Origin of the sequence: Streptomyces sp. NBC_00237, assembly GCF_026342435.1 — a bacterium.
Classification (GTDB): domain Bacteria; phylum Actinomycetota; class Actinomycetes; order Streptomycetales; family Streptomycetaceae; genus Streptomyces.
This window is the reverse complement of the sequence record NZ_JAPEMT010000005.1, coordinates 262,972-282,328: the sequence shown is the minus strand read 5'-3', so window position 1 is coordinate 282,328 and position 19,357 is coordinate 262,972. Positions and strand designations below refer to the sequence as shown.

Here is a 19,357-nt window from a genome sequence, read left to right as displayed (position 1 = left end):
GGCAGGAGGGACGCCGGGAACAGACCGTACGGGTGTTTCTTTACCGAACCAATAGCCGGTACGAAGGGTTCGCTGAGCGGTGCTCCCGGAAACCCGCACATTCCTCCGCACAAGATCCTCGGCGCGGCCCCATGCATGAACCTGTCACCACGGGTTACGCGGATGTCTCCAACAGTCCTTCACAGCAGGGGAGTTCAGATGGCTACCGGCATGAGCGGCACTCGCGGGCAGTCGCGCACGAGCACCAACTGGCTGGCGATCGGCGGTCTCGCCAGCGGCATCATCGGCCTGATCATCCTGGCCATCCTCTTCGGCCCGCTGGCCATCCTGCTCGGCGCGCTGGGCCTGCGTCAGACGGGCAAGGGCGGCAACGGCATGGCGAAGGCGGCCATCGTCGTGGGCATCGTGGACACCGTGCTCGGCATCGTCCTGATGGTCGCCGGCGGGTTCAGCTTCTTCATCGGCGGGTGACCGGTCACCTGTGCGGCACACCCTCCGTGACGCCGCTCAGCGCTTCGTCGAGGATCAGGCGCAGCGCCCTGGCGTCCGGGGCTACCGCCGTCACGAGTACGCCCCCGCTCGCGAGCGGGGTGAGCACCGCGGTCTCGCCGAGCAGGCGGGGCCGCGGTTCGCTGTCTGCCGACTCCCCCCGTATGACGATGAGTTGACCCACGGCACGGTGTCCGCCCAGCACCGCCCCGCCGTCCCAGCCGCCCGGCGCGCCCGGACCGTACGCCAGCTCCTGGTCGAGGATCGGGCGTCCGGCGCGGCGCACGGTGAGGCGGGTGAAGAGGGTGCCGGGGCTCTCCCCGCACCGGCCCAGCACCTGCTCCTCGCGGAGCACGAGGCGGGCGGTGGGGGCGAGGTCGACCGTGGTGGTCATGCGCAGGTCGCTGCCGTGCGCGGAGATGAGCTGTTCCGGCAGCCAGCACAGCTCAGCGTCCTGACCGACCGTCACACGTACGTCGTAGAACGCCTGTTGGGGGATGCGGCCGGGGAGGGCGACGGTGGCGGCCGCCGCGTCGACGGTCAGCCGGGCCCCGTCCAGGACCTCCACCTCGACGGCGAGCCGGTCGCCGCCCAGGGGCGCGCTCATCGCGCCGACGACGGTGACCCTGCTGTGGCCTGCCCCTTCCGCCGATCTCGTACGGCGCAGGGCGAGCGGTCCTTCGCCCTCCAGGACGGGGAGCTTCCCGCCGGGGGCGGCGACGATGCGGGCCGTGGCGGTGAGGGTCATACGGCGGCAGGAGCGGGCGCGGTCCAGGCGGCGAGCTGCGCGCGCACCCAGTCGGCGACCGGCTTGACCTTCTCGCCGGTGGTCAACGAGGTGAAGGCGACGGGGAGTTCACCACGCTGCTCCTTGGCGTCGCGGGCCATCCGCGCCAGGTCGGAGCCGACGTACGGGGCGAGGTCCGTCTTGTTGATGACGAGGAGGTCGGCGGTGGTGACGCCGGGGCCGCCCTTGCGCGGGATGTCGTCGCCGCCCGCGACGTCGATGACGAAGATCTGGGCGTCCACGAGGCCCCTGGAGAAGGTGGCGGTGAGGTTGTCGCCGCCGGACTCCACGAGGATCAGGTCGAGCGGCCCGACCGCCTCCTCCAGGTCCTCGACGGCCTCCAGATTGGCGGAGATGTCGTCGCGGATGGCGGTGTGCGGGCAGGCGCCGGTCTCCACCGCCTGGATGCGTTCGGGCGGCAACACGGCCTGGCGGAGCAGGAATTCGGCGTCCTCGCGAGTGTAGATGTCGTTCGTCACGACGGCGAGGGAGAGGGTGTCGCGCAGTTCGCGGCAGAGCGCGGCAACGGTCGCGGTCTTGCCGGAGCCGACCGGCCCGCCGAGCCCGATGCGCAGGGCGCGGCGGGTGCCGTCGGGGCGGTGGGCGTCGGCGCTGACGGCGGTTTCGTACGCGTGGTCGTGGTCGAGGTGCATGGTGCGGGCTCCTTTGGATGACGGATGACGGATGCCGTACGTGTGGTGTACGGGGTCTACGAGGCGAAGAGACGGACCGGCCAGGCCGCGTGTGCCTCCGCCGTGATGTCGAGGAGCGGGGCGGAGGCGGCGGGCAGGGCGTCGACACCCCGGTACGCCGCCTCGGCGGCGCGCGCCGCGACCTGGTCCATCTCGGGGGCCAGCCGGGCGAGGACGCCGGTGGCCTGGAACGGGTCGAGGCTCAGCAGCCGTACGACCGCGGTGGCGGGGCCGCTGACGCTCTCGTACACGGCACAGTGCGCGGCGTCCTCGGGCCCGAGCCCGGCGGCGCGGGCGGCGAGCCCGAGCACGACGGGCTGGTGTGCCCCGCGCGGCCGGGCGGCGGCGAGGGCGTCGAGCTCCGCGGACGGCCAGGTGATCCGTGCCGCCCGCATCAGCTGCCTCCCGAGTTTGCGGGCGGTGGTGCGCAGGGCGGGCGAAGGGGTGCGGGCGTCGGCCGCCTCGTCGAGTTCCAGCGGGTCGAGCCCGAGCGCGGCGCCCGCCGCCAGTCCGGCGGCGGTGAGCCCGGCGGTGTGCAGCCGCCCCCGGCAGAAGGCCGCGAGATCCCGGTGATCCTTGATCCGCCCGGCCTTGACGGCGGCCTCCGCTCCCCCGGAGTGCGCATGCCCCCCGGCAGGAAACCGCCCGTCGGCCAGGACGAGCAGGGCCGCACGGGAGCCTGCGGCGCGGGGGGCGGGCCCGTCGGGGGCGCGAGAAGAGGACACGCGGGCGGCGGGGGAGGTAGGGCCGGGCTCCGGGGGCGTGTGGTGCTCTGCTGCTGGGAGTTGCTTCGGCGGCGCGCCCGGAGCCGGGGCGTCCGCCGTGCCCGCAGGCGACGCGCCGCCCACGGGGCTGCCCGCCGGGGACCGCACGCCCGGGCCCCGGTCGACTGCCGCGAGCCGGTCGCGCAAGGGGGCGACTCGTGCCACGGCCTGGCCTCCAGGCCGCCCCGACGGGGGCTTGCTCGGCAGGGGCCGCGCGCCCCCGGGCCGTACCGGAGCGGGGCCCGTCGCCGACGCCCCGACAGCGGCGGCCGAGGCCATGGCCGTGGCTGTGACCGAGGCCATGGCCGTGGTCGTACGAGTACCAGGCGCGGCCTCTTCCTGTGCGCCGCCCGTACCCGCCGAACTCCGCCCCCGCGGCGCAGGCGTGCTCCCCGTAATGACTGACCGGTGGTCCATGATGCACACCCTCAGAACAGGAAGTAGCGCTGGGCCATGGGCAGTTCGGCGGCCGGGGCCGGCTCCACCGGGTCGCCGTCGATGGTCACCGTGAAGGTGTCCGCGTCGACCTCCACCCTCGGCATCGCGTCGTTCTCGCGCATGTCCGCCTTGGTGACCCCACGGGTGCTGGTGATCGGCGCGAAGGACTTGCGGATGCCGTAGCGGTCGCCGAGGCGATCGGCGATGCCGTCCTCGATGGCGGCCTCGGCGACGAAGTTGAAGGAGTTCGCGGCGGGGGCGAGGCCGATCGCCCCGTACATCGGGCGGGGCAGGATGGGTTGCGGGGTGGGGATCGAGGCGTTGGCGTCGCCCATCTGCGCGTAGGCGATCTGGCCGCCCTTGATGACGAGCAGCGGCTTGACGCCGAAGAAGGCGGGCTCCCAGAGGACCAGGTCGGCGAGCTTGCCGGGCTCGACCGAGCCGATCTCGTGGCCGAGGCCCTGCGCGACGGCGGGGTTGATCGTGTACTTGGCGACGTAGCGGCGGGCCCGGTGGTTGTCGGCGCGGCCGTCGCCCGCCAGGGAGCCCCGGCGCTTCTTCATGACGTGGGCGGTCTGCCAGGTGCGGAGGATGACCTCGCCGACGCGCCCCATGGCCTGCGAGTCGGAGGAGATGATCGAGATCGCTCCGAGGTCGTGGAGGATGTCCTCCGCCGCGATGGTGGAGGGGCGGATGCGGGACTCGGCGAAGGCCAGGTCCTCGGGGACCGCCGGGTTGAGGTGGTGGCACACCATCAGCATGTCGAGGTGTTCGTCGAGGGTGTTGAGGGTGTGCGGACGGGTCGGGTTGGTGGAACTGGGGAGGACGTGCGGCTCGGAGACGACGGTGATGATGTCCGGTGCGTGGCCGCCGCCCGCACCCTCCGTGTGGTACGCGTGGACGGTGCGGCCCGCGATGGCGGCGAGGGTGTCGCCGACGAACCCGGCCTCGTTCAACGTGTCGGTGTGGATGGCGAGTTGGGCGCCGGTCTCGTCACAGACGGACAGGCAGGCGTCGATGACGGCGGGGGTCGCGCCCCAGTCCTCGTGGATCTTGAAGCCGAGTGCACCGCCCCGGAGTTGGGCGTGCATGGCCTCGCGGGACATCGTGTTGCCCTTGCCGAGGAGGCCGATGTTGACGGGGTAGTGCTCCAGCGCGGCGAACATCCGGGCGAGGTGCCAGCTGCCGGGAGTGACGGTCGTCGCCTTCGAGCCTTCGGCGGGTCCCGTGCCGCCGCCGACGAGGGTGGTGATGCCGGAGGAGAGGGCCGCGTCGACGACGGTCGGGGAGATGAAGTGGACGTGGGCGTCGATGGCTCCGGCGGTGACGATGCGGCCGTTGCCCGCGATGATCTCGGTTTCGGGACCGATGATCAGATCGGGGTGGACGCCGTCCATGGTGTCGGGGTTTCCGGCCTTGCCGATGCCGGTGATGCGTCCGTCCCGGATGCCGACGTCGGCCTTGACGACGCCCCAGTGGTCGAGGATCACGACGCCGGTGATGACCGTGTCGGGAGCGCCTTCGGCGCGGGTGGTGCGGGCCTGGCCCATGGACTCGCGGATGACCTTGCCACCGCCGAACACCGCCTCTTCGCCCGCGCGTCCGGGCCCGCCGGAGCGGTCCTCCTCGATCTCGATCAGCAGGTCGGTGTCTGCCAGGCGGATGCGGTCGCCGGTGGTGGGGCCGAAGAGGTCGGCGTAGACGGGCCGCGCGATGCCGGGGTGCGTGGAGCCCGCGTGCGTACGGTCAGACATCGAGGGCACCGCCGATCTCCCCGCGCAGCCCGGCGACGACGCGCCGCCCGCCCAGGGGTACGAGTTCCACGTCGACGGGGATGCCGGGCTCGAAGCGCACGGCCGTACCGGCGGCGATGTTCAGCCGCAGGCCGCGGGCGGCGGCGCGGTCGAAGGCGAGGCCCGGGTTGGCCTCGGCGAAGTGGTAGTGGGAGCCGACCTGGACGGGCCGGTCGGCGGCGTTGAGCACGGTGATCCGGGTGACGGGGCGCCCCTCGTTGAAGAGGACCGGCCCTTCGCCGTAGAGGATCTCTCCGGGGACGACCGGCCGGGAAACGGGCGCTCCCGGAATCGCGTCCTGCGGCACGGCGGTCACTGGATCGGCTCGTGCACGGTGACGAGCTTGGTGCCGTCCGGGAAGGTGGCCTCGACCTGCACGTCGTGGATCATCTCCGGGATGCCGTCCATGACCTCGTCGCGGTGCAGCACCTTGCGCCCGGTGGACATCAGCTGGGCCACGGTGTGGCCGTCGCGGGCGCCTTCGAGGATGTGCGAGGTGATGAGAGCGACCGCCTCGGGGTGATTGAGCCTCACCCCGCGCGCCCGGCGCTTCTCGGCCACGTCCGCGGCCACATGGATGAGCAGGCGCTCCTGCTCGTGCGGGGACAGCTGCACGCTTCCCACCTCCTGGTTGTCAAACACCCTGCGCATGTACGGGGCGGAGGTGACCAGAAAGATGTAAAGGGCACCCGCCTCGGCGCAGCGGGACCATATCCGACTTCAACGGAACGTTGAGGCGTCAATCCCAGCCACCCGGCCAGGAATTGCACGTTAGAGCCCGAGTTTTTCCAACGCGTTAACTGACGCTTTGCCAGTGCATGATCAACGCGGCCGGACGGGCCGCCTCACCTCGGGCCGCCGGTCAGCGCGGCTCCTCGCCCCGGTGCTCGGCGGCGATGCCGAAGCGGCCGCGTTCGCCGGGAGCGGACAGCGAGGTCCCCAGGGACGACACGGAGCTGATCACCTGCTCCTCGGCGACGGGTTCCGGTTCGCTCTCCAGTCGCTCCAGGTCAGCGGCCGAAACGAGGGCGACGAGGGGCTTCCCGTGGCGCGTCACGACCACCCGCTCGCCGCCGTATACGACGCGGTTGATCAGGTCGGCTAGCTCTGCGCGGGCTTGCGTCACAGGAATCTCGTAGGTCATGCTCCCCATCGTACTGAACGTACATCCTGTACATTTTTTACGGAGACAGGCGCACGCCGCCCTTCAGCCGAAAGAGAGCGCGCCATGAACAGTCCGTCGCTGACCCCGCCGCACCTGCCCGGGCCGTCCGCCCGCTACGTCCTGCCGTCCTTCACCGAGCGCACCAGTACGGGCACCCGCACTCTCGACCCGTACTCGAAGATGCTCGGCGAGCGCATCGTCTTCCTCGGCACGCCCGTGGACGACGCCTCGGCCAACGACATCGCCGCGCAGTTCATGTACCTGGAGCACGACGCCCCCGACCGGGACATCTCGCTGTACATCAACTCCCCCGGCGGCTCGTACACCGCGATGTCCGCCCTCTACGACACTCTCCAGTTCGTCACCTGCGACGTGGAGACCATCTGTCTCGGGCAGGCGCTGGACGCCGCGGCCGTGCTGCTCGCGGCGGGGACCCCCGGCAAGCGGTTCGCGCTGCCCGGGGCCCGGATCACGCTCAGCCAGCCCGCGCTGGACGAACCCGCCCAGGGGCAGCCGTCGGACCTGGAGATCCAGGCCCGGGAACTCGTACGGCTGCGCACGATGACGGCGGGGATGCTGGCCCGGCACACGGGGCGGCCCGCCGAGCAGGTCGAGGCGGACTTCGACCGGACGAAGGTGCTCGACGCGACGGCGGCCCGGGAGTACGGCCTCGTGGACCGCATCATCGCGAGCCGCAAGGCCGCCATGGCGCCCGCCGAGGGGTGAGGCCGCACATGCTGCCGCCCGAGCTGCCACCGCTGCCCGCGCTCACCCGCGCCGAGTGCGAGCTGGTGGACAGCTACCTGGAGGTCGTGGACCTGCTCGGCCGGATCAACCCGACCCGGACCAACGACACTTACGGAGCCCTGCGCGCGGCTCAGGCGCTCGTCGGGCGCGCCACCGCGCTGCGCGACGCACTCACCCTCATGCATGACAGGGGAGAGAGCGCGCTCCACCCGGTGACGCTGGGGCGGGCGCTGCGCGTCCTGGACGGGGAGCGGCGGGCCGGACGGCTCACCGTGCCTCCGGAACACGCGAGTTGATCACCGTCGGGGGTGCGGGGAGGGGCGTGCGATGACCAGGGCTTCTCCCCCTTTCGGCCCATCCACGTCTACTGCGGACGTACTGATCGAGTTGCGCCATTCGGCCGACCCCTGTGCGGAGTGAGCTGCTCCGGTGCTGGTGCGGGCATCCCCGCGGGCCGACGCACAAGATCAGTGCCGCCTTTGTCCACCCGAACGGCCGAGTGGTGAGGAGCCTCACAAACCCCTGCTTCCGCTCGGAAACCGGACGTCGACCGGGTCAAGATCCGTGGGACGACAAGCCCCCGCCGTCGTGGCGGGGCGGTCCTGGCGGGCGTCGCGTCATGGAGGACGCCGGCCGGGACGTCTGGTCGACGAAGGGTTGCGCATGCCTGCGCACGTCAACTGCCACATCGTGGGGAACGACAGCCCGGCGAAGAACGGCCTGGGGAAGGACGGCTCGGGGAAGGGCCGTCCGGCGAACGGCGGACCGGGAGGGGGCCGCCCGGCGAACAGCGCACCGGACGAGGACCGGCGGACGCGGTACGGCCCGACCGGCGGGCTCCCCGCGAGGACGACCGGGGTGCTCCCCGCGAAGGCGACCGGGGAACTCCCGGCGCAGAACCGCCCGGCGGGCGGCCGACCGGCGAAGTACGGCACGTCGCTGCTCGTCAGGGCGTCCACCGCGTCCGTCCTCACTCTCGCGGTGGTGGGCGGCGGTCTGATCGTCCCCGGGGCGGCCTCCGAGGCCGAGGCCGCGACGCTCGCCACGAAAGCGCTCAACATCGCCGCCTCGAAGCGCGGCGCCCCCTACAAGTTCGGCGCCACCGGACCGAACAGGTTCGACTGTTCGGGGCTGACGCTCTACTCCTTCAAGCGCGCCGGGAAGACCCTGCCGCGCACCGCGCAGTCGCAGTACAACAAGACCCGGCACATCTCCGCCTCCCAACGCCAGCGCGGCGACCTGGTCTTCTTCCACCGCGGCCGCAGCGTCTACCACGTCGGCATCTACGCCGGGTCGAACAAGATCTGGCACTCGCCGAGGCGGGGCACGGTCGTACGGCTGGAGCGGATCTGGACGAAGAGCGTGTGGTACGGCCGGGTGAAGTGACCCCCGTCCATCTCCTGGGTACGGCGGTGCGCCGGGGCTGGACTCCCCGGCGCACCGCCGTACTCTCCCGGCCGTCCGTTCCCGGCCGCCGTCCGCGTGCCCGTGCGGTCATCTCTGCACGGGCACGGTCCACGGCAGCGCGATCCACACCGTCTTGCCGCCCTCGGCGGTGGGTGTGACGGACAGACGGCCGCCGCACTCGGCGACGAGCGAGCGGATGATGACCATGCCTCGGCCGTTGTCCTGCTGGACGGCGGCGGGCAGCCGTTGGGGCCAGCGTGGATGACTGTCGGTGACGCCGACGCGCAGTCGCTCGTCCCGCTCCAACTGGACGTCCACCGTGAAGGTGGGCGACTGGCCGAAGGTGTGCTGCACGGCGTTGGTCGCCAGCTCCGAGACGATCAGCCGTACGGTGTCGGCGGCATCGGAGTCCGCCGACAGGCCCCATTCGGCGAGGACTTCGGCGACGTACTTCCGGGCCGTGGACACCGAGGCGGGATCGCTCGGCAGGGTGACGGATACTTCCTGGTGGTCTGCCATGGCGACGCTGTCCCTTTCCCACCGGGGCCGGACTCTTGGTCGTACGCGGATCTGTGCGGGGGCGGCCCCGGACTTGGTTCCGCGCCAGAGTGTCACTCATGGTGCGCGCGCGGAGGGCGTTCCTCCCAGACATACATATATCTGCCACTCAAAGTAGTGAACTCTGCGACGCAAGACCGTATTTGACCGCACACTGACTTTCGGCGGGGAGGGGATGCCAGACCGAAGGGAGTCGGGAATGCGCCACGGACCCGCGGTACGCCGCCGCAAGCTCGGGGAGGAACTGCGCAGACTGCGCGACAGGGCGGGGCTCACCAGTCCGGAAGCCGCGCGCCTCGTCGGCTGGCACCAGTCGAAGGTGAGCCGCATCGAGACCGGGCGCAGCGGCGTCAAGCCCGACGACGTGGCCCGGCTGCTGGAGGTGTACGACGTCCGGGACCCCCAACTGCGCCGTCTGCTCGCGGCGTTGGCGGAGACGGCCGGAGAGTCGGGGACCCAGTGGTGGCACTCCTACCGGGGGCTGCTGCCCTCCCAGTACCGGGACTTCATCTCCCTGGAGTCCCAGGCGTCCTCGGCACGCAACCTGGAGACCTCGGTGGTGCCGGGGCTCCTCCAGACGCCGGGCTACGCGCGCGAGGTGACGCGGGCGATGCTGCCGAACCTGTCGGTGAAGAAGATCGAAACGCTGGTGGAGGTGCGGCTGGCCCGACAGGAAGTACTGCGTTCGCAGGAGCCGTTGGTACTGAGGGCGGTGCTGGACGAGGCGGTGCTGCGCAGGCAGGTGGGCGGCGGACGCGGGATGAAGGAACAGATCCGGCACTTGCTGGAGGCAATTGAATTGCCGAACGTCCGGTTACAGGTGATTCCCTTTGCGGTGGGTGCGCACACGGGTATCACGGGTTCTTTCGTTATCTTCTCCTTTCCGAACATTGCCGATCTGGATGTGGTTGTTATCGACCATTTGGCGAGTAGCCTCTCCCTGGAACGGAAAGAAGACCTTGCGGAATACTCGGCGGCATTCCGCAAGATCCAGGAACAGGCCCTGTCCCCGCAGGACTCGCTGGAGCTGATCGCCGACATCGAAGGCGGTTCCTGAGGGACAACCCGGAGCGGCCGGCCCGGCAACGGGCCGCCCCGTGACGGACGACCACCTATCGGTGACGACGTGCAGGGAGACCCCATGTCCCCACACCTCCCAGTCGTACTTTCCGGCTCGCTTCTGCCCGACGCAGCGTGGCGTCGCAGCAGTCACAGCGCAGGCATGAACAACTGCGTGGAAACCGCTCCGACCCCCGGCGGCCTGCGGGCCGTCCGGGACTCGAAGCGCACCACCCTGCCCGCTCTCCTGTTCACCTCCCACGCATGGGCGCGCTTCGTCGGCGCCGTGCGCGAAGAGGCCCTCTGATCCAGCGCCAACGCACTTCCGACACCAAGTCAACTGGCGGGTGCGGTACGGACGATGACGTCCACCGCACCCGCGATCTGTGCCTCGTCGAGGTCGGCCCGCGCGGTGAGCCGCAGCCGCGAGATGCCGTCGGGAACGGACGGCGGCCTGAAGCACCCGACCCCCAGCCCCTCGGTGCGGCAGTCGGCCGCCCAGCGCAGCGCGGCGTCCGCCGCGGGTGCCCGTACGGAGACCACGGCCGCGTCGGGCCTGGCGGCGACGAGACCGGCGTCCGTCAGTTGCCGGTGCAGGGAACGCGCCACTTCGCGCGCCCGCGCCGCCCGGCCGGGTTCGCGGCGCAGCAGCCGCAGGCTCGCGAGGGCCCCGCCGACGGCGGCCGGGGCGAGCCCGGTGTCGAAGATGAAGGTGCGGGCGGCGTTCACCAGGTGGTCGATGACGTGCGCGGGCCCCAGCACCGCGCCGCCCTGGCTGCCGAGCGACTTCGACAGGGTGACGGTCGCGACGACGTCCGGGGCTCCCGCGAGACCCGCCGCGTGCGGCGCGCCGCGCCCACCGTCACCGAGTACGCCCAGACCGTGCGCGTCGTCGACGACGAGCGCCGCACCGAACTCCCGTACCACGTCGGCGATTTCCTCCAGCGGAGCCGCGTCGCCGTCGACCGAGAAGACGGAGTCGGTGACCACCAGGGCCTCCCCCGGGTGCCCGTCCAGACACTTGCGTACGGCAGCGGGGTCGGTGTGTGCCGCGACGGCGGTCTCGGCCCGGGAGAGGCGGCAACCGTCCACGATCGAGGCGTGGTTGCCCGCGTCGGAGACGATCAGGGAGCCGCGCGCGGTGAGGGCGGTGAGCGCCGCGAGGTTGGCCGCGTACCCGGAGGACAGGACGAGGGCCGCCTCGAAGCCGGTGAACTCGGCGAGTTCCCGCTCCAGTTCGGCGTGCAGTTCGGTGCTTCCGGTGACCAGCCGTGACCCGGTGGCGCCCGCGCCCCAGCGGCGGGCGGCCTCGGCGGCGGCTGCGGTGACCTCGGGGTGGCGGGTGAGCCCGAGGTAGTCGTTGCTCGCGAGGTCGAGCAGGGGGCTGTCGGCAGGCCGTGGCCGCAGCGTCCTGACGAGCCCGGCGCGCTCCCGGCGTCCGGCCTCCTCCGCGAGCCGTCCGAAGGGGGTGGTGGGACGCTGGGGCATGGGAGACCCTCCGTGGCACAGGGGACGGGGTGGGGGGTACGCGCGCAACGCATGCCGGGAAAACGGGCACGCGGTCTGCTTTTGTAGGCAGCTCACAGACACTAGCCGCACGGAACCGCCTTCAGGGTGTGGCAATACCCACACCTCGAACGCGCGCTGTTGTACGGATCCTCCTTGGACAGCGGCAGTGCCGTAGGTCAGGATCATGCTCATGGACCTGCTGAACACTCTCGTGGAGAAGGGGCTGCGGCGCGAGCTGCCGACCCGTGAAGAAGCACTCGCCGTACTGGCGACGACCGACGACGACCTGCTCGACGTGGTGGCGGCGGCGGGCAAGGTGCGCCGCCAGTGGTTCGGTCGGCGGGTGAAGCTCAACTACCTCGTCAACCTGAAGTCGGGGCTGTGCCCCGAGGACTGCTCGTACTGCTCGCAGCGGCTCGGTTCCAAGGCCGAGATCCTCAAGTACACCTGGCTGAAGGCCGACGAGGCGTCGAAGGCGGCGGCGGCCGGGGTCGCGGGCGGCGCGAAGCGGGTCTGCCTGGTGGCGAGCGGGCGCGGTCCGACCGACAGGGACGTGGACCGGGTCTCGAAGACCATCGAGGCGATCAAGGAGCAGAACGAGGGCGTCGAGGTCTGCGCCTGCCTCGGCCTGCTCTCCGAGGGCCAGGCCGAGCGCCTGCGGTCCGCGGGCGCGGACGCGTACAACCACAACCTCAACACCTCCGAGGCGACGTACGGCGACATCACCACCACCCACACCTACGCGGACCGCGTGGAGACCGTCCAGCAGGCGCAGGCGGCGGGTCTGTCCGCCTGTTCCGGGCTGATCGCGGGCATGGGCGAGTCCGACGCGGACCTGGTCGACGTGGTCTTCTCGCTGCGCGAACTCGACCCGGACTCCGTCCCGGTGAACTTCCTGATCCCCTTCGAGGGCACCCCCCTCGCCAAGGAGTGGAACCTCACCCCGCAGCGGGCGCTGCGCATCCTGGCGATGGTCCGGTTCGTCTGCCCGGACGTGGAGGTCCGGCTCGCGGGCGGCCGCGAGGTCCACCTGCGCACGATGCAGCCGCTCGCCCTGCACCTGGTCAACTCCATCTTCCTGGGCGACTACCTGACCAGCGAGGGCCAGGCAGGACAGGCGGACCTGGAGATGATCGCGGACGCGGGCTTCGAGGTGGAGGGCACGGACACGACGACGCTGCCGGGGCATCGGGCCACGGCGGGCGGCGGATGCGGTTCCGGCGCCTCGGCCGATGCCGAGGGGGGCGGCGTCTGCGGGTCGGTGTGCGGTACGTCCGAGCCGGACGCCACCGTTCCAGCCGCGCGCGAGGAGGCCCGTACGGATCTCGTGTCGGTGCGCCGCCGGGGCGCGGGAACGGACCTCGCGCCCAATGCCTGACCGCTCCCTCTCCCCCACCGAGCTCCTGCGTCTGGACAAGGAGCACGTCTGGCACCCGTACGGTCCGATGCCGGGACGCGCGGAACCCCTGCTCGTGGAATCGGCGTCCGGCGTACGCCTGCGCCTGGCCCGACCCGCCTTCGGGCAGACCGAGTTGATCGACGGCATGTCCTCGTGGTGGTCGGCGATCCACGGCTACAACCACCCCGTCCTGAACGAGGCGGCGCGCGGCCAGCTCGACCGGATGAGCCACGTCATGTTCGGCGGGCTCACCCACGAGCCGGGCGTACGGCTGGCCGCGAAGCTGGTGGAGATCACCCCGGAGCCCCTGCGGCACGTCTTCCTCTGCGACTCGGGCTCGGTGTCGGTCGAGGTCGCCGTGAAGATGTGCCTCCAGCACTGGCGCTCGGTGGGCCGTCCCGCCAAGCAGCGCCTGCTGACCTGGCGCGGCGGCTACCACGGGGACACCTGGCAGCCGATGTCGGTGTGCGACCCGGATGGCGGGATGCACGGGCTGTGGCAGGGGGTGCTGCCGCAGCAGCTCTTCGTCCCGGAGCCTCCGGCGGCGTACGAGGAGTCGTACGCGGAGCTGTTGCGCGAGACGATCGCCCGGCACGCGGACGAGCTGGCCGCGGTGATCGTGGAGCCGGTGGTGCAGGGAGCGGGCGGGATGCGCTTCCACGCGCCCGAGTACCTGCGGGTGCTGCGGGAGGCGTGCGACGCGCATGACGTGCTGCTCGTCTTCGACGAGATCGCGACCGGGTTCGGGCGCACGGGGACCCTCTTCGCCGCGGAGCAGGCGGCGGTCTCGCCGGACGTGATGTGTCTGGGGAAGGCGCTGACCGGCGGGTATCTGACGATGGCGGCCACGCTGTGCACGGCGAGGGTGGCGGACGGGATCTCGCGGGGCGAGGTGCCGGTACTGGCGCACGGGCCGACGTTCATGGCGAACCCGCTGGCGGCGGCGGTGGCGTGTGCCTCGATCGAGCTGCTGCTGTCGCAGGACTGGCAGGCGGAAGTGAAGAGGCTGGAGGCGGGGCTGTGGGACGGGCTCGCTCCGGCGCGGGAGCTGCCGGGGGTGCGGGAGGTGCGTGTGCTCGGCGGGATCGGCGTCGTGCAGCTCGACCACGCGGTGTCGATGGAGGCCGCGACGGAGGCGGCGGCGCGGGAAGGGGTGTGGGTGCGGCCGTTCCGGGACCTGGTGTACGTGATGCCCCCGTACGTCACCGGGGACGCGGACCTTGCCCGGATCGGGCGGGGGGTCTGTGCGGCGGCGGGGGCGGGATGAGGGGGCGGAGCCCCCGGTAGGGGCATCAGTCCGCCCACCGACCCGTACCTGAGACACCCCCACCAGAACCAGGAGCCCGCATGCCCACCCTCGTCGTCACCGGCACCAACACCGACATCGGCAAGACCGTCGTCACCGCCGCCGTCGCCGCCATCGCCCGGGCAAAGGGGCAGCGCGTCGCCGTGCTGAAGCCTGCGCAGACCGGCGTCGCCCCGGGCGAAGAGGGCGATGCGCACGTCGCCGCCCGCCTCGCGGGTGAGGGCGTGGACGCCTTCGAGCTGGCCCGGTTCCCCGAGCCCCTCGCCCCCGCCACCTCCGCCCGCCGCGCGGGCCTGCGCCCGGTCACCCCGCAGGACGCCGCCGACGCCGCCCGCGAGCTGGAGGCCGCGTACGACCTCGTACTCGTCGAAGGGGCGGGCGGGCTCCTCGTCAGGATGGACGGGGACGGGGGAACGCTGGCAGACGTCGCCGGGCTCCTGGACGCGCCCGTGCTCGTCGTGGCGGCCCCCGCGCTCGGGACGCTCAACCTCGTGCAGCTGACCGGAGACGCCTTGCGGGCACGGGGGTTGACGACGCGGGGCGTGGTGATCGGGGCCTGGCCGCACGAGCCCGGTCTCGCCGAGCGCTGCAACGTCGAGGAGCTGGCCGAGATGGCGGGCGCGCCGCTGCTCGGCGCCGTACCGGCGGGGGCGGGCGCTCTCGACCCCGTACGGTTCGCGGCGGAGGCCGGGAGCTGGCTGGCGCGGGAGCTGGGCGGGGGCTGGGACGCGGCGGAGTTCGCCGCCGCCCTGCGGTGACTCAGGGACCGCACACCGGCTGTGCGTAGGGTGGGGATCATGCGAGCACGTATCGACGAAATCGTCTTCGACTGCGCCGACCCCGCCGCCCTCGTCCGTTTCTGGGCTTCCCTGGTCGGCGGCGAACCCCACGACCGCAGCCCGGACTGGTCGTACATCGACGTCCCCGACTTCACCCGGCTCGCCTTCCAGCGGGTTCCGGAGGGCAAGTCGGCCAAGAACCGGGTGCACATCGACCTGGTGGCCGACGACATCCCGGCGTTCAGCGCCGAAGCGGTGGCGCTCGGGGCGAAGCTCTCCGGCGGAATCGTGTCGCAGGAGCCGGGGGACTTCCAGGTGCTGCTGGACCCCGAAGGCAACGAGTTCTGCTTCGTGAGCGCCTGACGGGCTGTCACTCCCGGTGCCGGGGAGGACAATTGCGGTAACCCGCCCGTATCCCGGAGTCCACGGACTCCACGGAGGAGGTCCGCGATGGCCGTACGTCCACACTTCTTCAAAGGACTCAGGGGCCCGAAGGGCATCAGGGGCATCAGGCGCGTCAAGGCCGTCGAGGCTGCCAAGGCCGTCACGGGCCGGAACCGCAAGGTCCCGCACGACGCCGTGCACCACCCCCTGTTCGCCCGGGTGTACGCGCGGCTCAGCGTGTCCGCCGACCTTCGCGGCGGCATCGCCGCACACCGGGCGGAACTGCTGTCCGGGCTGTCCGGCCGGGTGCTGGAGGTCGGCGCGGGCAACGGGCTGAACTTCGCGCACTACCCGGCGACCGTCTCGGAGGTCGTCGCCATCGAACCGGAGCGCTCCCTGCGGCAGTTGGCGCTGGAGGAGGCGCTGCGGACGGACGTTCCGGTGGACGTTGTGCCCGGTGCCGCGGAGGCCCTGCCGGTCAAGAGCGAGGCGTACGACGCGGTGGTGTTCTCCCTGGTGCTGTGCAGCGTACGGAGCGTGGACCGGGCTCTCGTGGAGGCGAAGCGGGTGCTGCGTCCCGGCGGTGAGCTGCGCTTCTTCGAGCACGGCAGGGACGAGCGGCGCGGCATGGCGGTGCTTCAGCGGGTCCTGGACACGACCGTGTGGCCCCTGTTGTTCGGCAACTGCCACACCGCCCGTGACCCCCTCGCCTCGATCCGGTCGGCAGGCTTCGAACTCGGCCCCCACCGGCGGGTGAACGTACCCGAGAAGGGGCCGAGGCTGCCGTCGTCGGCGTGCGTGCTGGGAACGGCGAGGCGTCCGGCCGGAAGTTAGGTCCGAAAGCCAATACCGGACGGGCATCGGCGCCGGGTACGTCACGCAGGAGCACGAGACGGCCGGTATCGAGGAGCTGCGCGGCATCCGATCGCCTGGCGGGAAACCCGCTCGACCCCGGTCGCGGCCCGGTGGTGGGATGCCCCCATGAGTGATCTTGCGAGCATCCGGCTCCGCCCCGCCACCCCCGCCGACCTCGACGCCGTCCTCGCCTTCTGGAAGACCTCCGCCGAGGGCACCAGCATCAGCGACGACCGGGACGGCGTCGAGCGGCTGGTCGCGCGCGACCCCGAGGCGCTGATCCTGGCGGAGCGCGACGGCGAACCGGTGGGCACTGTCATAGCGGGCTTCGACGGCTGGCGGTGCTCGCTCTACCGTTTGGCCGTCCACCCCGGCCACCGTCGGCAGGGCATCTCGCGGGCCCTCCTCGCTGCGGCCGAGGAGCGGTTCGCCGCGCTCGGCGGGCGGCGCGGGGACGCGATGGTGCTGGACGCGAACGAGTCGGCGCACCCCGCGTGGCGGGCGGCGGGGTACGCGCCCGAGCCGCAGTGGTCCCGCTGGGTCAAGCCGCTCACTCCCTGAACCCGATCCGACGACCAACCCTCTTACCAGCAGCTTTACCGATCGTTTACCATGGGTGGCTCATTCTTGTTGAACCAGGGGGCCCGGCAGCCGCCGCGCCCCGGTTCACCGTCTCCTTGAAAGGTGTGAGCGTCCGCCCATGGGCGAGCCTCCCAGTAGTAGCCGACATCGCGCGATCCTCCTGACCCTGATCGATCATGGGACGGAGGTGAACCGATGATTGAAGTGCTTCTGCTCCTCGTGGCGGTACTGCTCTCGCTGATCTGCGGTGCCTTCGTCGCGGCGGAGTTCTCGCTGACGACCGTGGAGCGCGGCGACTTGCAGCGGGCCGTCGAGCGGGGCGAGCGGGGTGCCGAGAGCGCCCTGAAGGCCGTACGCGGTCTGACCTTCCAGCTCTCCGGCGCGCAGCTCGGCATCACCGTCACCAACCTCCTCGTCGGCATGCTCTCCGAGCCGTCGATCTCCAAGCTGCTCAAGGGCCCGGTCGAGGCGATCGGCCTGTCCCCCACCGTGGCCTCCTCGGTGGCCCTGGTGCTGGGCACCGCGCTGTCGACCGTCGTTCTGATGGTCGTCGGCGAGCTGGTCCCCAAGAACTGGGCGATCTCCTCGCCGCTGGCCGTCGCGAAGGTCGTGGCGACCCCGCAGCGCCTGTTCACGGCCGCCTTCAAGCCGCTGATCAGCCACCTCAACAACACGGCCAACCGGATCCTGCGCCGCTTCGGCATGGAGCCCGCCGAGGAGCTGGCGTCCGCGCGCAGCCCGCAGGAGCTGGTCGCCCTGGCCCGCCACTCCGCGAAGGAGGGCGCGCTGGAGGCCGACACCGCCGAGCTGTTCGTCCGTACGCTCAATCTCGCCGAGCTGACCGCCGAGAACGTGATGACCCCGCGCGTGCAGGTCACCGCGCTGGACGTGCAGGCCACCGCCGAGGACGTCGCGAACGCCACCCGGGCGACCGGGCTGTCCCGCTTCCCCGTGTACCGGGGCAGCCTGGACTCCGTCGTCGGCCTGGTCCACATCAAGGACGTCCTGGCCGTGCCCGCCGACCGCAGGCCCCGCCACCCGGTCACCGAGCTGGTGCGCGAGCCCCTGCTCGTACCCGAGACGCTGACCGTCGACAAGCTGCTGGACCGGCTGTCGGGCAAGCGCACGATGGCCGTCGTCATCGACGAGTACGGCGGCACGGCCGGTGTGGTCACGCTGGAGGACATCGTCGAGGAGGTCGTCGGCGAGGTGCGCGACGAGCACGACCCGCACGAGACCCCCGACCTCGCCCGCGCGGGCGAGGACACCGAGGGCCACGACCTGTGGTCGGCGGACGGCGCCGCCCGCTGCGACCAGCTGGAACGGATCGGAATGCGCGTGCCGGAGGGCCCGTACGAGACCCTGGCCGGGCTGATCGCCAACGAGCTGGGGCGCATCCCCGAGGCGGGTGACCGCGTGGAGCTGTCCGGCTGGAGGCTGGACGTGGTGGACGCGAGCGGCAGGAGGGCGGCCCGGGTGCTGATGCACGCGCCGCTCCCCTCCGACGACGTGCAGGGCGCGAAGCAGTCGGAGGCCGGACGATGATCGCCGTACAGCTCCTCATCGGCCTGCTCACGCTGGTCGTCAACGCCTTCTTCGTCGGCGCGGAGTTCGCGCTGATCTCGGTGCGGCGTTCGCAGATCGAACCGGAGGCCGAGGCCGGTAACCGCAGGGCGCGCAGCGTCATCTGGGGCCTGGAACACGTCTCCGCGCTGCTGGCGGCCGCCCAGCTCGGCATCACGCTCTGCACCCTGGTGCTCGGCATCGTCGCCGAGCCCGCCATCGCGCACCTGCTGGAGCCCGCGTTCCACGCGGTGGGCGTGCCGGACGCGCTGACGCACCCGATCTCCTTCGTGATCGCGCTGGCGCTGGCCACGTACCTGCACATGCTGCTCGGCGAGATGGTGCCGAAGAACATCGCGCTGGCCGAGCCGACGAAGACCGCTCTGCTCCTCGGCCCGCCGCTGGTGGCCCTGGCACGGGCGCTGCGTCCGGTGATCTTCGCGATCAACTCCTTCGCCAACGTGCTGCTGAAGCTGCTGAAGGTGGAGGTCAAGGACGAGGTCGCGGCGACGTTCTCGGACGACGAGCTGGCCCGGCTGGTCAAGGACACCGAGGACGCGGGACTTCTGGACGACCGGGCCGCCGAGCGGCTGCGGGACGCCCTGGAGCTGGGCCGCCGCCCGGTGCGGGACGTCGTCATGCCGGTCGAGCGCGTCGTGTACGCGCAGGTCGGGACGACGCCGGAGGAGCTGGAGCGGCTGTCGGCCGAGTCCGGGTTCTCCCGCTTCCCTGTGCTCGACGCGAACCGGCGGATCCTGGGCTACCTGCACGTGAAGGACGCCCTGGACGCGGTACCGCGCGACCTGCCGTTCCCGGTGACGGCGATGCGGCCGATCGCGCGGGTGAAGGCGCAGACGCCGCTGGACGACGTACTGACGGCCATGCGCCGCAGCCGTACGCATCTGGCCGCGGTGGCCGACGAGGACGGCCGCCCGGCCGGTCTGGTCACCATGGAGGACGTGCTGCGGGAGCTGGTGGGGCCGCCGCAGCAGGCGTAGTCCGTGTCGCGTGACGCTGCCGGGCCCCCTCCTTCGGGAGGGGGCCCGGCAGTTGTCGTTTCCCGACCGCGCACGCCCGGAAG

General features: G+C 71.7%; 23 protein-coding genes. 14 read left to right on the top strand and 9 right to left on the bottom strand.

Features of this window, described 5'->3' with window-relative positions:
- Positions 1-210: 210 nt before the first annotated feature.
- The gene (locus OG897_RS37045; protein ID WP_266664181.1) at positions 211-471 is read left to right on the top strand and encodes a DUF4190 domain-containing protein; all 261 of its coding nucleotides are present in this window, start codon (positions 211-213) and stop codon (positions 469-471) included.
- 4 nt (positions 472-475) lie between these two features.
- Here OG897_RS37045 and OG897_RS37040 read toward each other — a convergent pair whose 3' ends face one another.
- The 7 genes from OG897_RS37040 to OG897_RS37010 all read right to left on the bottom strand — a co-directional run bounded on the left by OG897_RS37040 (position 476) and on the right by OG897_RS37010 (position 6,107).
- Positions 476-1,237: an urease accessory protein UreD gene (locus tag OG897_RS37040; protein WP_266664179.1), complete on the bottom strand. Its 762-nt coding sequence runs from the start codon at positions 1,235-1,237 to the stop codon at positions 476-478.
- Positions 1,234-1,929, bottom strand: coding sequence for an urease accessory protein UreG (ureG, locus tag OG897_RS37035; protein ID WP_266664178.1), 696 nt, complete (start codon positions 1,927-1,929; stop codon positions 1,234-1,236). Before ureG ends, OG897_RS37040 begins: the two co-directional genes overlap by 4 nt.
- A 56-nt stretch (positions 1,930-1,985) precedes the next feature.
- Positions 1,986-2,693: an urease accessory protein UreF gene (locus tag OG897_RS37030; RefSeq protein WP_266664590.1), complete on the bottom strand. Its 708-nt coding sequence runs from the start codon at positions 2,691-2,693 to the stop codon at positions 1,986-1,988.
- A gap of 467 nt (positions 2,694-3,160) precedes the next feature.
- Positions 3,161-4,924 (bottom strand): urease subunit alpha, encoded by a 1,764-nt coding sequence (locus OG897_RS37025; RefSeq protein WP_266664176.1) that lies wholly within the window; start codon positions 4,922-4,924, stop codon positions 3,161-3,163.
- On the bottom strand, positions 4,917-5,270 hold the full coding sequence (locus OG897_RS37020) for an urease subunit beta (RefSeq protein ID WP_266664174.1): 354 nt from the start codon (positions 5,268-5,270) through the stop codon (positions 4,917-4,919). The genes OG897_RS37025 and OG897_RS37020 overlap by 8 nt, the downstream gene beginning before the upstream one ends.
- 5 nt (positions 5,271-5,275) lie before the next feature.
- Positions 5,276-5,578, bottom strand: coding sequence for an urease subunit gamma (locus OG897_RS37015; RefSeq protein ID WP_266664172.1), 303 nt, complete (start codon positions 5,576-5,578; stop codon positions 5,276-5,278).
- Between the two features lie 247 nt (positions 5,579-5,825).
- The gene (locus OG897_RS37010; RefSeq protein WP_266664170.1) at positions 5,826-6,107 is read right to left on the bottom strand and encodes a type II toxin-antitoxin system Phd/YefM family antitoxin; all 282 of its coding nucleotides are present in this window, start codon (positions 6,105-6,107) and stop codon (positions 5,826-5,828) included.
- A gap of 114 nt (positions 6,108-6,221) precedes the next feature.
- Between OG897_RS37010 and OG897_RS37005 the strand changes: the two genes are divergently transcribed.
- The 3 genes from OG897_RS37005 to OG897_RS36995 all read left to right on the top strand — a co-directional run bounded on the left by OG897_RS37005 (position 6,222) and on the right by OG897_RS36995 (position 8,261).
- Entirely contained in the window at positions 6,222-6,854 is a 633-nt protein-coding gene (locus OG897_RS37005; protein ID WP_323188157.1) for an ATP-dependent Clp protease proteolytic subunit, read from the top strand.
- A gap of 8 nt (positions 6,855-6,862) precedes the next feature.
- A complete protein-coding gene (locus tag OG897_RS37000; RefSeq protein WP_266664166.1) occupies positions 6,863-7,171 on the top strand; it encodes a hypothetical protein in 309 nt (102 codons plus the stop codon).
- A 643-nt stretch (positions 7,172-7,814) separates the two neighbouring features.
- On the top strand, positions 7,815-8,261 hold the full coding sequence (locus OG897_RS36995) for a C40 family peptidase (protein ID WP_266664588.1): 447 nt from the start codon (positions 7,815-7,817) through the stop codon (positions 8,259-8,261).
- 108 nt (positions 8,262-8,369) lie between these two features.
- Here the strand turns inward: OG897_RS36995 and OG897_RS36990 are convergent, their stop codons facing one another.
- On the bottom strand, positions 8,370-8,801 hold the full coding sequence (locus tag OG897_RS36990) for an ATP-binding protein (protein ID WP_266664164.1): 432 nt from the start codon (positions 8,799-8,801) through the stop codon (positions 8,370-8,372).
- Between the two features lie 238 nt (positions 8,802-9,039).
- Here OG897_RS36990 and OG897_RS36985 point away from each other — a divergent pair, with 238 nt between their 5' ends.
- Positions 9,040-9,897 (top strand): helix-turn-helix transcriptional regulator, encoded by an 858-nt coding sequence (locus OG897_RS36985; protein WP_266664162.1) that lies wholly within the window; start codon positions 9,040-9,042, stop codon positions 9,895-9,897.
- Between the two features lie 84 nt (positions 9,898-9,981).
- Positions 9,982-10,206, top strand: a complete 225-nt coding sequence (locus OG897_RS36980) for a DUF397 domain-containing protein (RefSeq protein WP_266664160.1) — start codon at positions 9,982-9,984, stop codon at positions 10,204-10,206.
- A 29-nt stretch (positions 10,207-10,235) separates the two neighbouring features.
- On the opposite strand, the gene OG897_RS36975 is transcribed toward OG897_RS36980, so the two are convergent.
- Complete coding sequence (locus OG897_RS36975) at positions 10,236-11,387, bottom strand: 8-amino-7-oxononanoate synthase (RefSeq protein ID WP_266664158.1); 1,152 nt, start codon at positions 11,385-11,387, stop codon at positions 10,236-10,238.
- A gap of 211 nt (positions 11,388-11,598) precedes the next feature.
- Here OG897_RS36975 and bioB point away from each other — a divergent pair, with 211 nt between their 5' ends.
- The 8 genes from bioB (at position 11,599) to OG897_RS36935 (ending at position 19,274) form a co-directional block, all read left to right on the top strand.
- Positions 11,599-12,786 (top strand): biotin synthase BioB, encoded by a 1,188-nt coding sequence (bioB, locus tag OG897_RS36970; RefSeq protein WP_266664156.1) that lies wholly within the window; start codon positions 11,599-11,601, stop codon positions 12,784-12,786.
- The gene (locus OG897_RS36965; protein WP_266664154.1) at positions 12,779-14,074 is read left to right on the top strand and encodes an adenosylmethionine--8-amino-7-oxononanoate transaminase; all 1,296 of its coding nucleotides are present in this window, start codon (positions 12,779-12,781) and stop codon (positions 14,072-14,074) included. Before bioB ends, OG897_RS36965 begins: the two co-directional genes overlap by 8 nt.
- A gap of 80 nt (positions 14,075-14,154) precedes the next feature.
- Positions 14,155-14,871 (top strand): dethiobiotin synthase, encoded by a 717-nt coding sequence (gene bioD, locus OG897_RS36960; RefSeq protein ID WP_266664152.1) that lies wholly within the window; start codon positions 14,155-14,157, stop codon positions 14,869-14,871.
- 39 nt (positions 14,872-14,910) lie between these two features.
- Positions 14,911-15,255: a VOC family protein gene (locus OG897_RS36955; RefSeq protein ID WP_266664150.1), complete on the top strand. Its 345-nt coding sequence runs from the start codon at positions 14,911-14,913 to the stop codon at positions 15,253-15,255.
- Between the two features lie 87 nt (positions 15,256-15,342).
- Complete coding sequence (locus tag OG897_RS36950) at positions 15,343-16,110, top strand: class I SAM-dependent methyltransferase (protein ID WP_266664148.1); 768 nt, start codon at positions 15,343-15,345, stop codon at positions 16,108-16,110.
- Between the two features lie 147 nt (positions 16,111-16,257).
- On the top strand, positions 16,258-16,692 hold the full coding sequence (locus tag OG897_RS36945; protein WP_266664146.1) for a GNAT family N-acetyltransferase: 435 nt from the start codon (positions 16,258-16,260) through the stop codon (positions 16,690-16,692).
- Between the two features lie 216 nt (positions 16,693-16,908).
- Positions 16,909-18,258, top strand: a complete 1,350-nt coding sequence (locus tag OG897_RS36940; protein ID WP_266664144.1) for a hemolysin family protein — start codon at positions 16,909-16,911, stop codon at positions 18,256-18,258.
- Complete coding sequence (locus OG897_RS36935; protein WP_266664142.1) at positions 18,255-19,274, top strand: hemolysin family protein; 1,020 nt, start codon at positions 18,255-18,257, stop codon at positions 19,272-19,274. Before OG897_RS36940 ends, OG897_RS36935 begins: the two co-directional genes overlap by 4 nt.
- The last annotated feature ends 83 nt before the right edge of the window (positions 19,275-19,357 follow it).

Bases quoted from the DNA above. Each gene is read 5' to 3' on its own strand.
- bioD (WP_266664152.1), top strand. From the start codon at position 14,155: ATGCCCACCCTCGTCGTCACCGGCACCAACACCGACATCGGCAAGACC.
- OG897_RS36940 (WP_266664144.1), top strand. From the start codon at position 16,909: ATGATTGAAGTGCTTCTGCTCCTCGTGGCGGTACTGCTCTCGCTGATC.
- OG897_RS36945 (WP_266664146.1), top strand. From the start codon at position 16,258: ATGAGTGATCTTGCGAGCATCCGGCTCCGCCCCGCCACCCCCGCCGAC.
- OG897_RS37000 (WP_266664166.1), top strand. From the start codon at position 6,863: ATGCTGCCGCCCGAGCTGCCACCGCTGCCCGCGCTCACCCGCGCCGAG.
- OG897_RS36950 (WP_266664148.1), top strand. From the start codon at position 15,343: ATGGCCGTACGTCCACACTTCTTCAAAGGACTCAGGGGCCCGAAGGGC.
- OG897_RS36990 (WP_266664164.1), bottom strand. From the start codon at position 8,801: ATGGCAGACCACCAGGAAGTATCCGTCACCCTGCCGAGCGATCCCGCC.
- OG897_RS36985 (WP_266664162.1), top strand. From the start codon at position 9,040: ATGCGCCACGGACCCGCGGTACGCCGCCGCAAGCTCGGGGAGGAACTG.
- OG897_RS36935 (WP_266664142.1), top strand. From the start codon at position 18,255: ATGATCGCCGTACAGCTCCTCATCGGCCTGCTCACGCTGGTCGTCAAC.
- OG897_RS36980 (WP_266664160.1), top strand. From the start codon at position 9,982: ATGTCCCCACACCTCCCAGTCGTACTTTCCGGCTCGCTTCTGCCCGAC.
- OG897_RS36975 (WP_266664158.1), bottom strand. From the start codon at position 11,387: ATGCCCCAGCGTCCCACCACCCCCTTCGGACGGCTCGCGGAGGAGGCC.
- OG897_RS36955 (WP_266664150.1), top strand. From the start codon at position 14,911: ATGCGAGCACGTATCGACGAAATCGTCTTCGACTGCGCCGACCCCGCC.
- OG897_RS37045 (WP_266664181.1), top strand. From the start codon at position 211: ATGAGCGGCACTCGCGGGCAGTCGCGCACGAGCACCAACTGGCTGGCG.
- OG897_RS37040 (WP_266664179.1), bottom strand. From the start codon at position 1,237: ATGACCCTCACCGCCACGGCCCGCATCGTCGCCGCCCCCGGCGGGAAG.
- OG897_RS36965 (WP_266664154.1), top strand. From the start codon at position 12,779: ATGCCTGACCGCTCCCTCTCCCCCACCGAGCTCCTGCGTCTGGACAAG.
- OG897_RS37010 (WP_266664170.1), bottom strand. From the start codon at position 6,107: ATGACCTACGAGATTCCTGTGACGCAAGCCCGCGCAGAGCTAGCCGAC.
- OG897_RS37025 (WP_266664176.1), bottom strand. From the start codon at position 4,924: ATGTCTGACCGTACGCACGCGGGCTCCACGCACCCCGGCATCGCGCGG.
- bioB (WP_266664156.1), top strand. From the start codon at position 11,599: ATGGACCTGCTGAACACTCTCGTGGAGAAGGGGCTGCGGCGCGAGCTG.
- ureG (WP_266664178.1), bottom strand. From the start codon at position 1,929: ATGCACCTCGACCACGACCACGCGTACGAAACCGCCGTCAGCGCCGAC.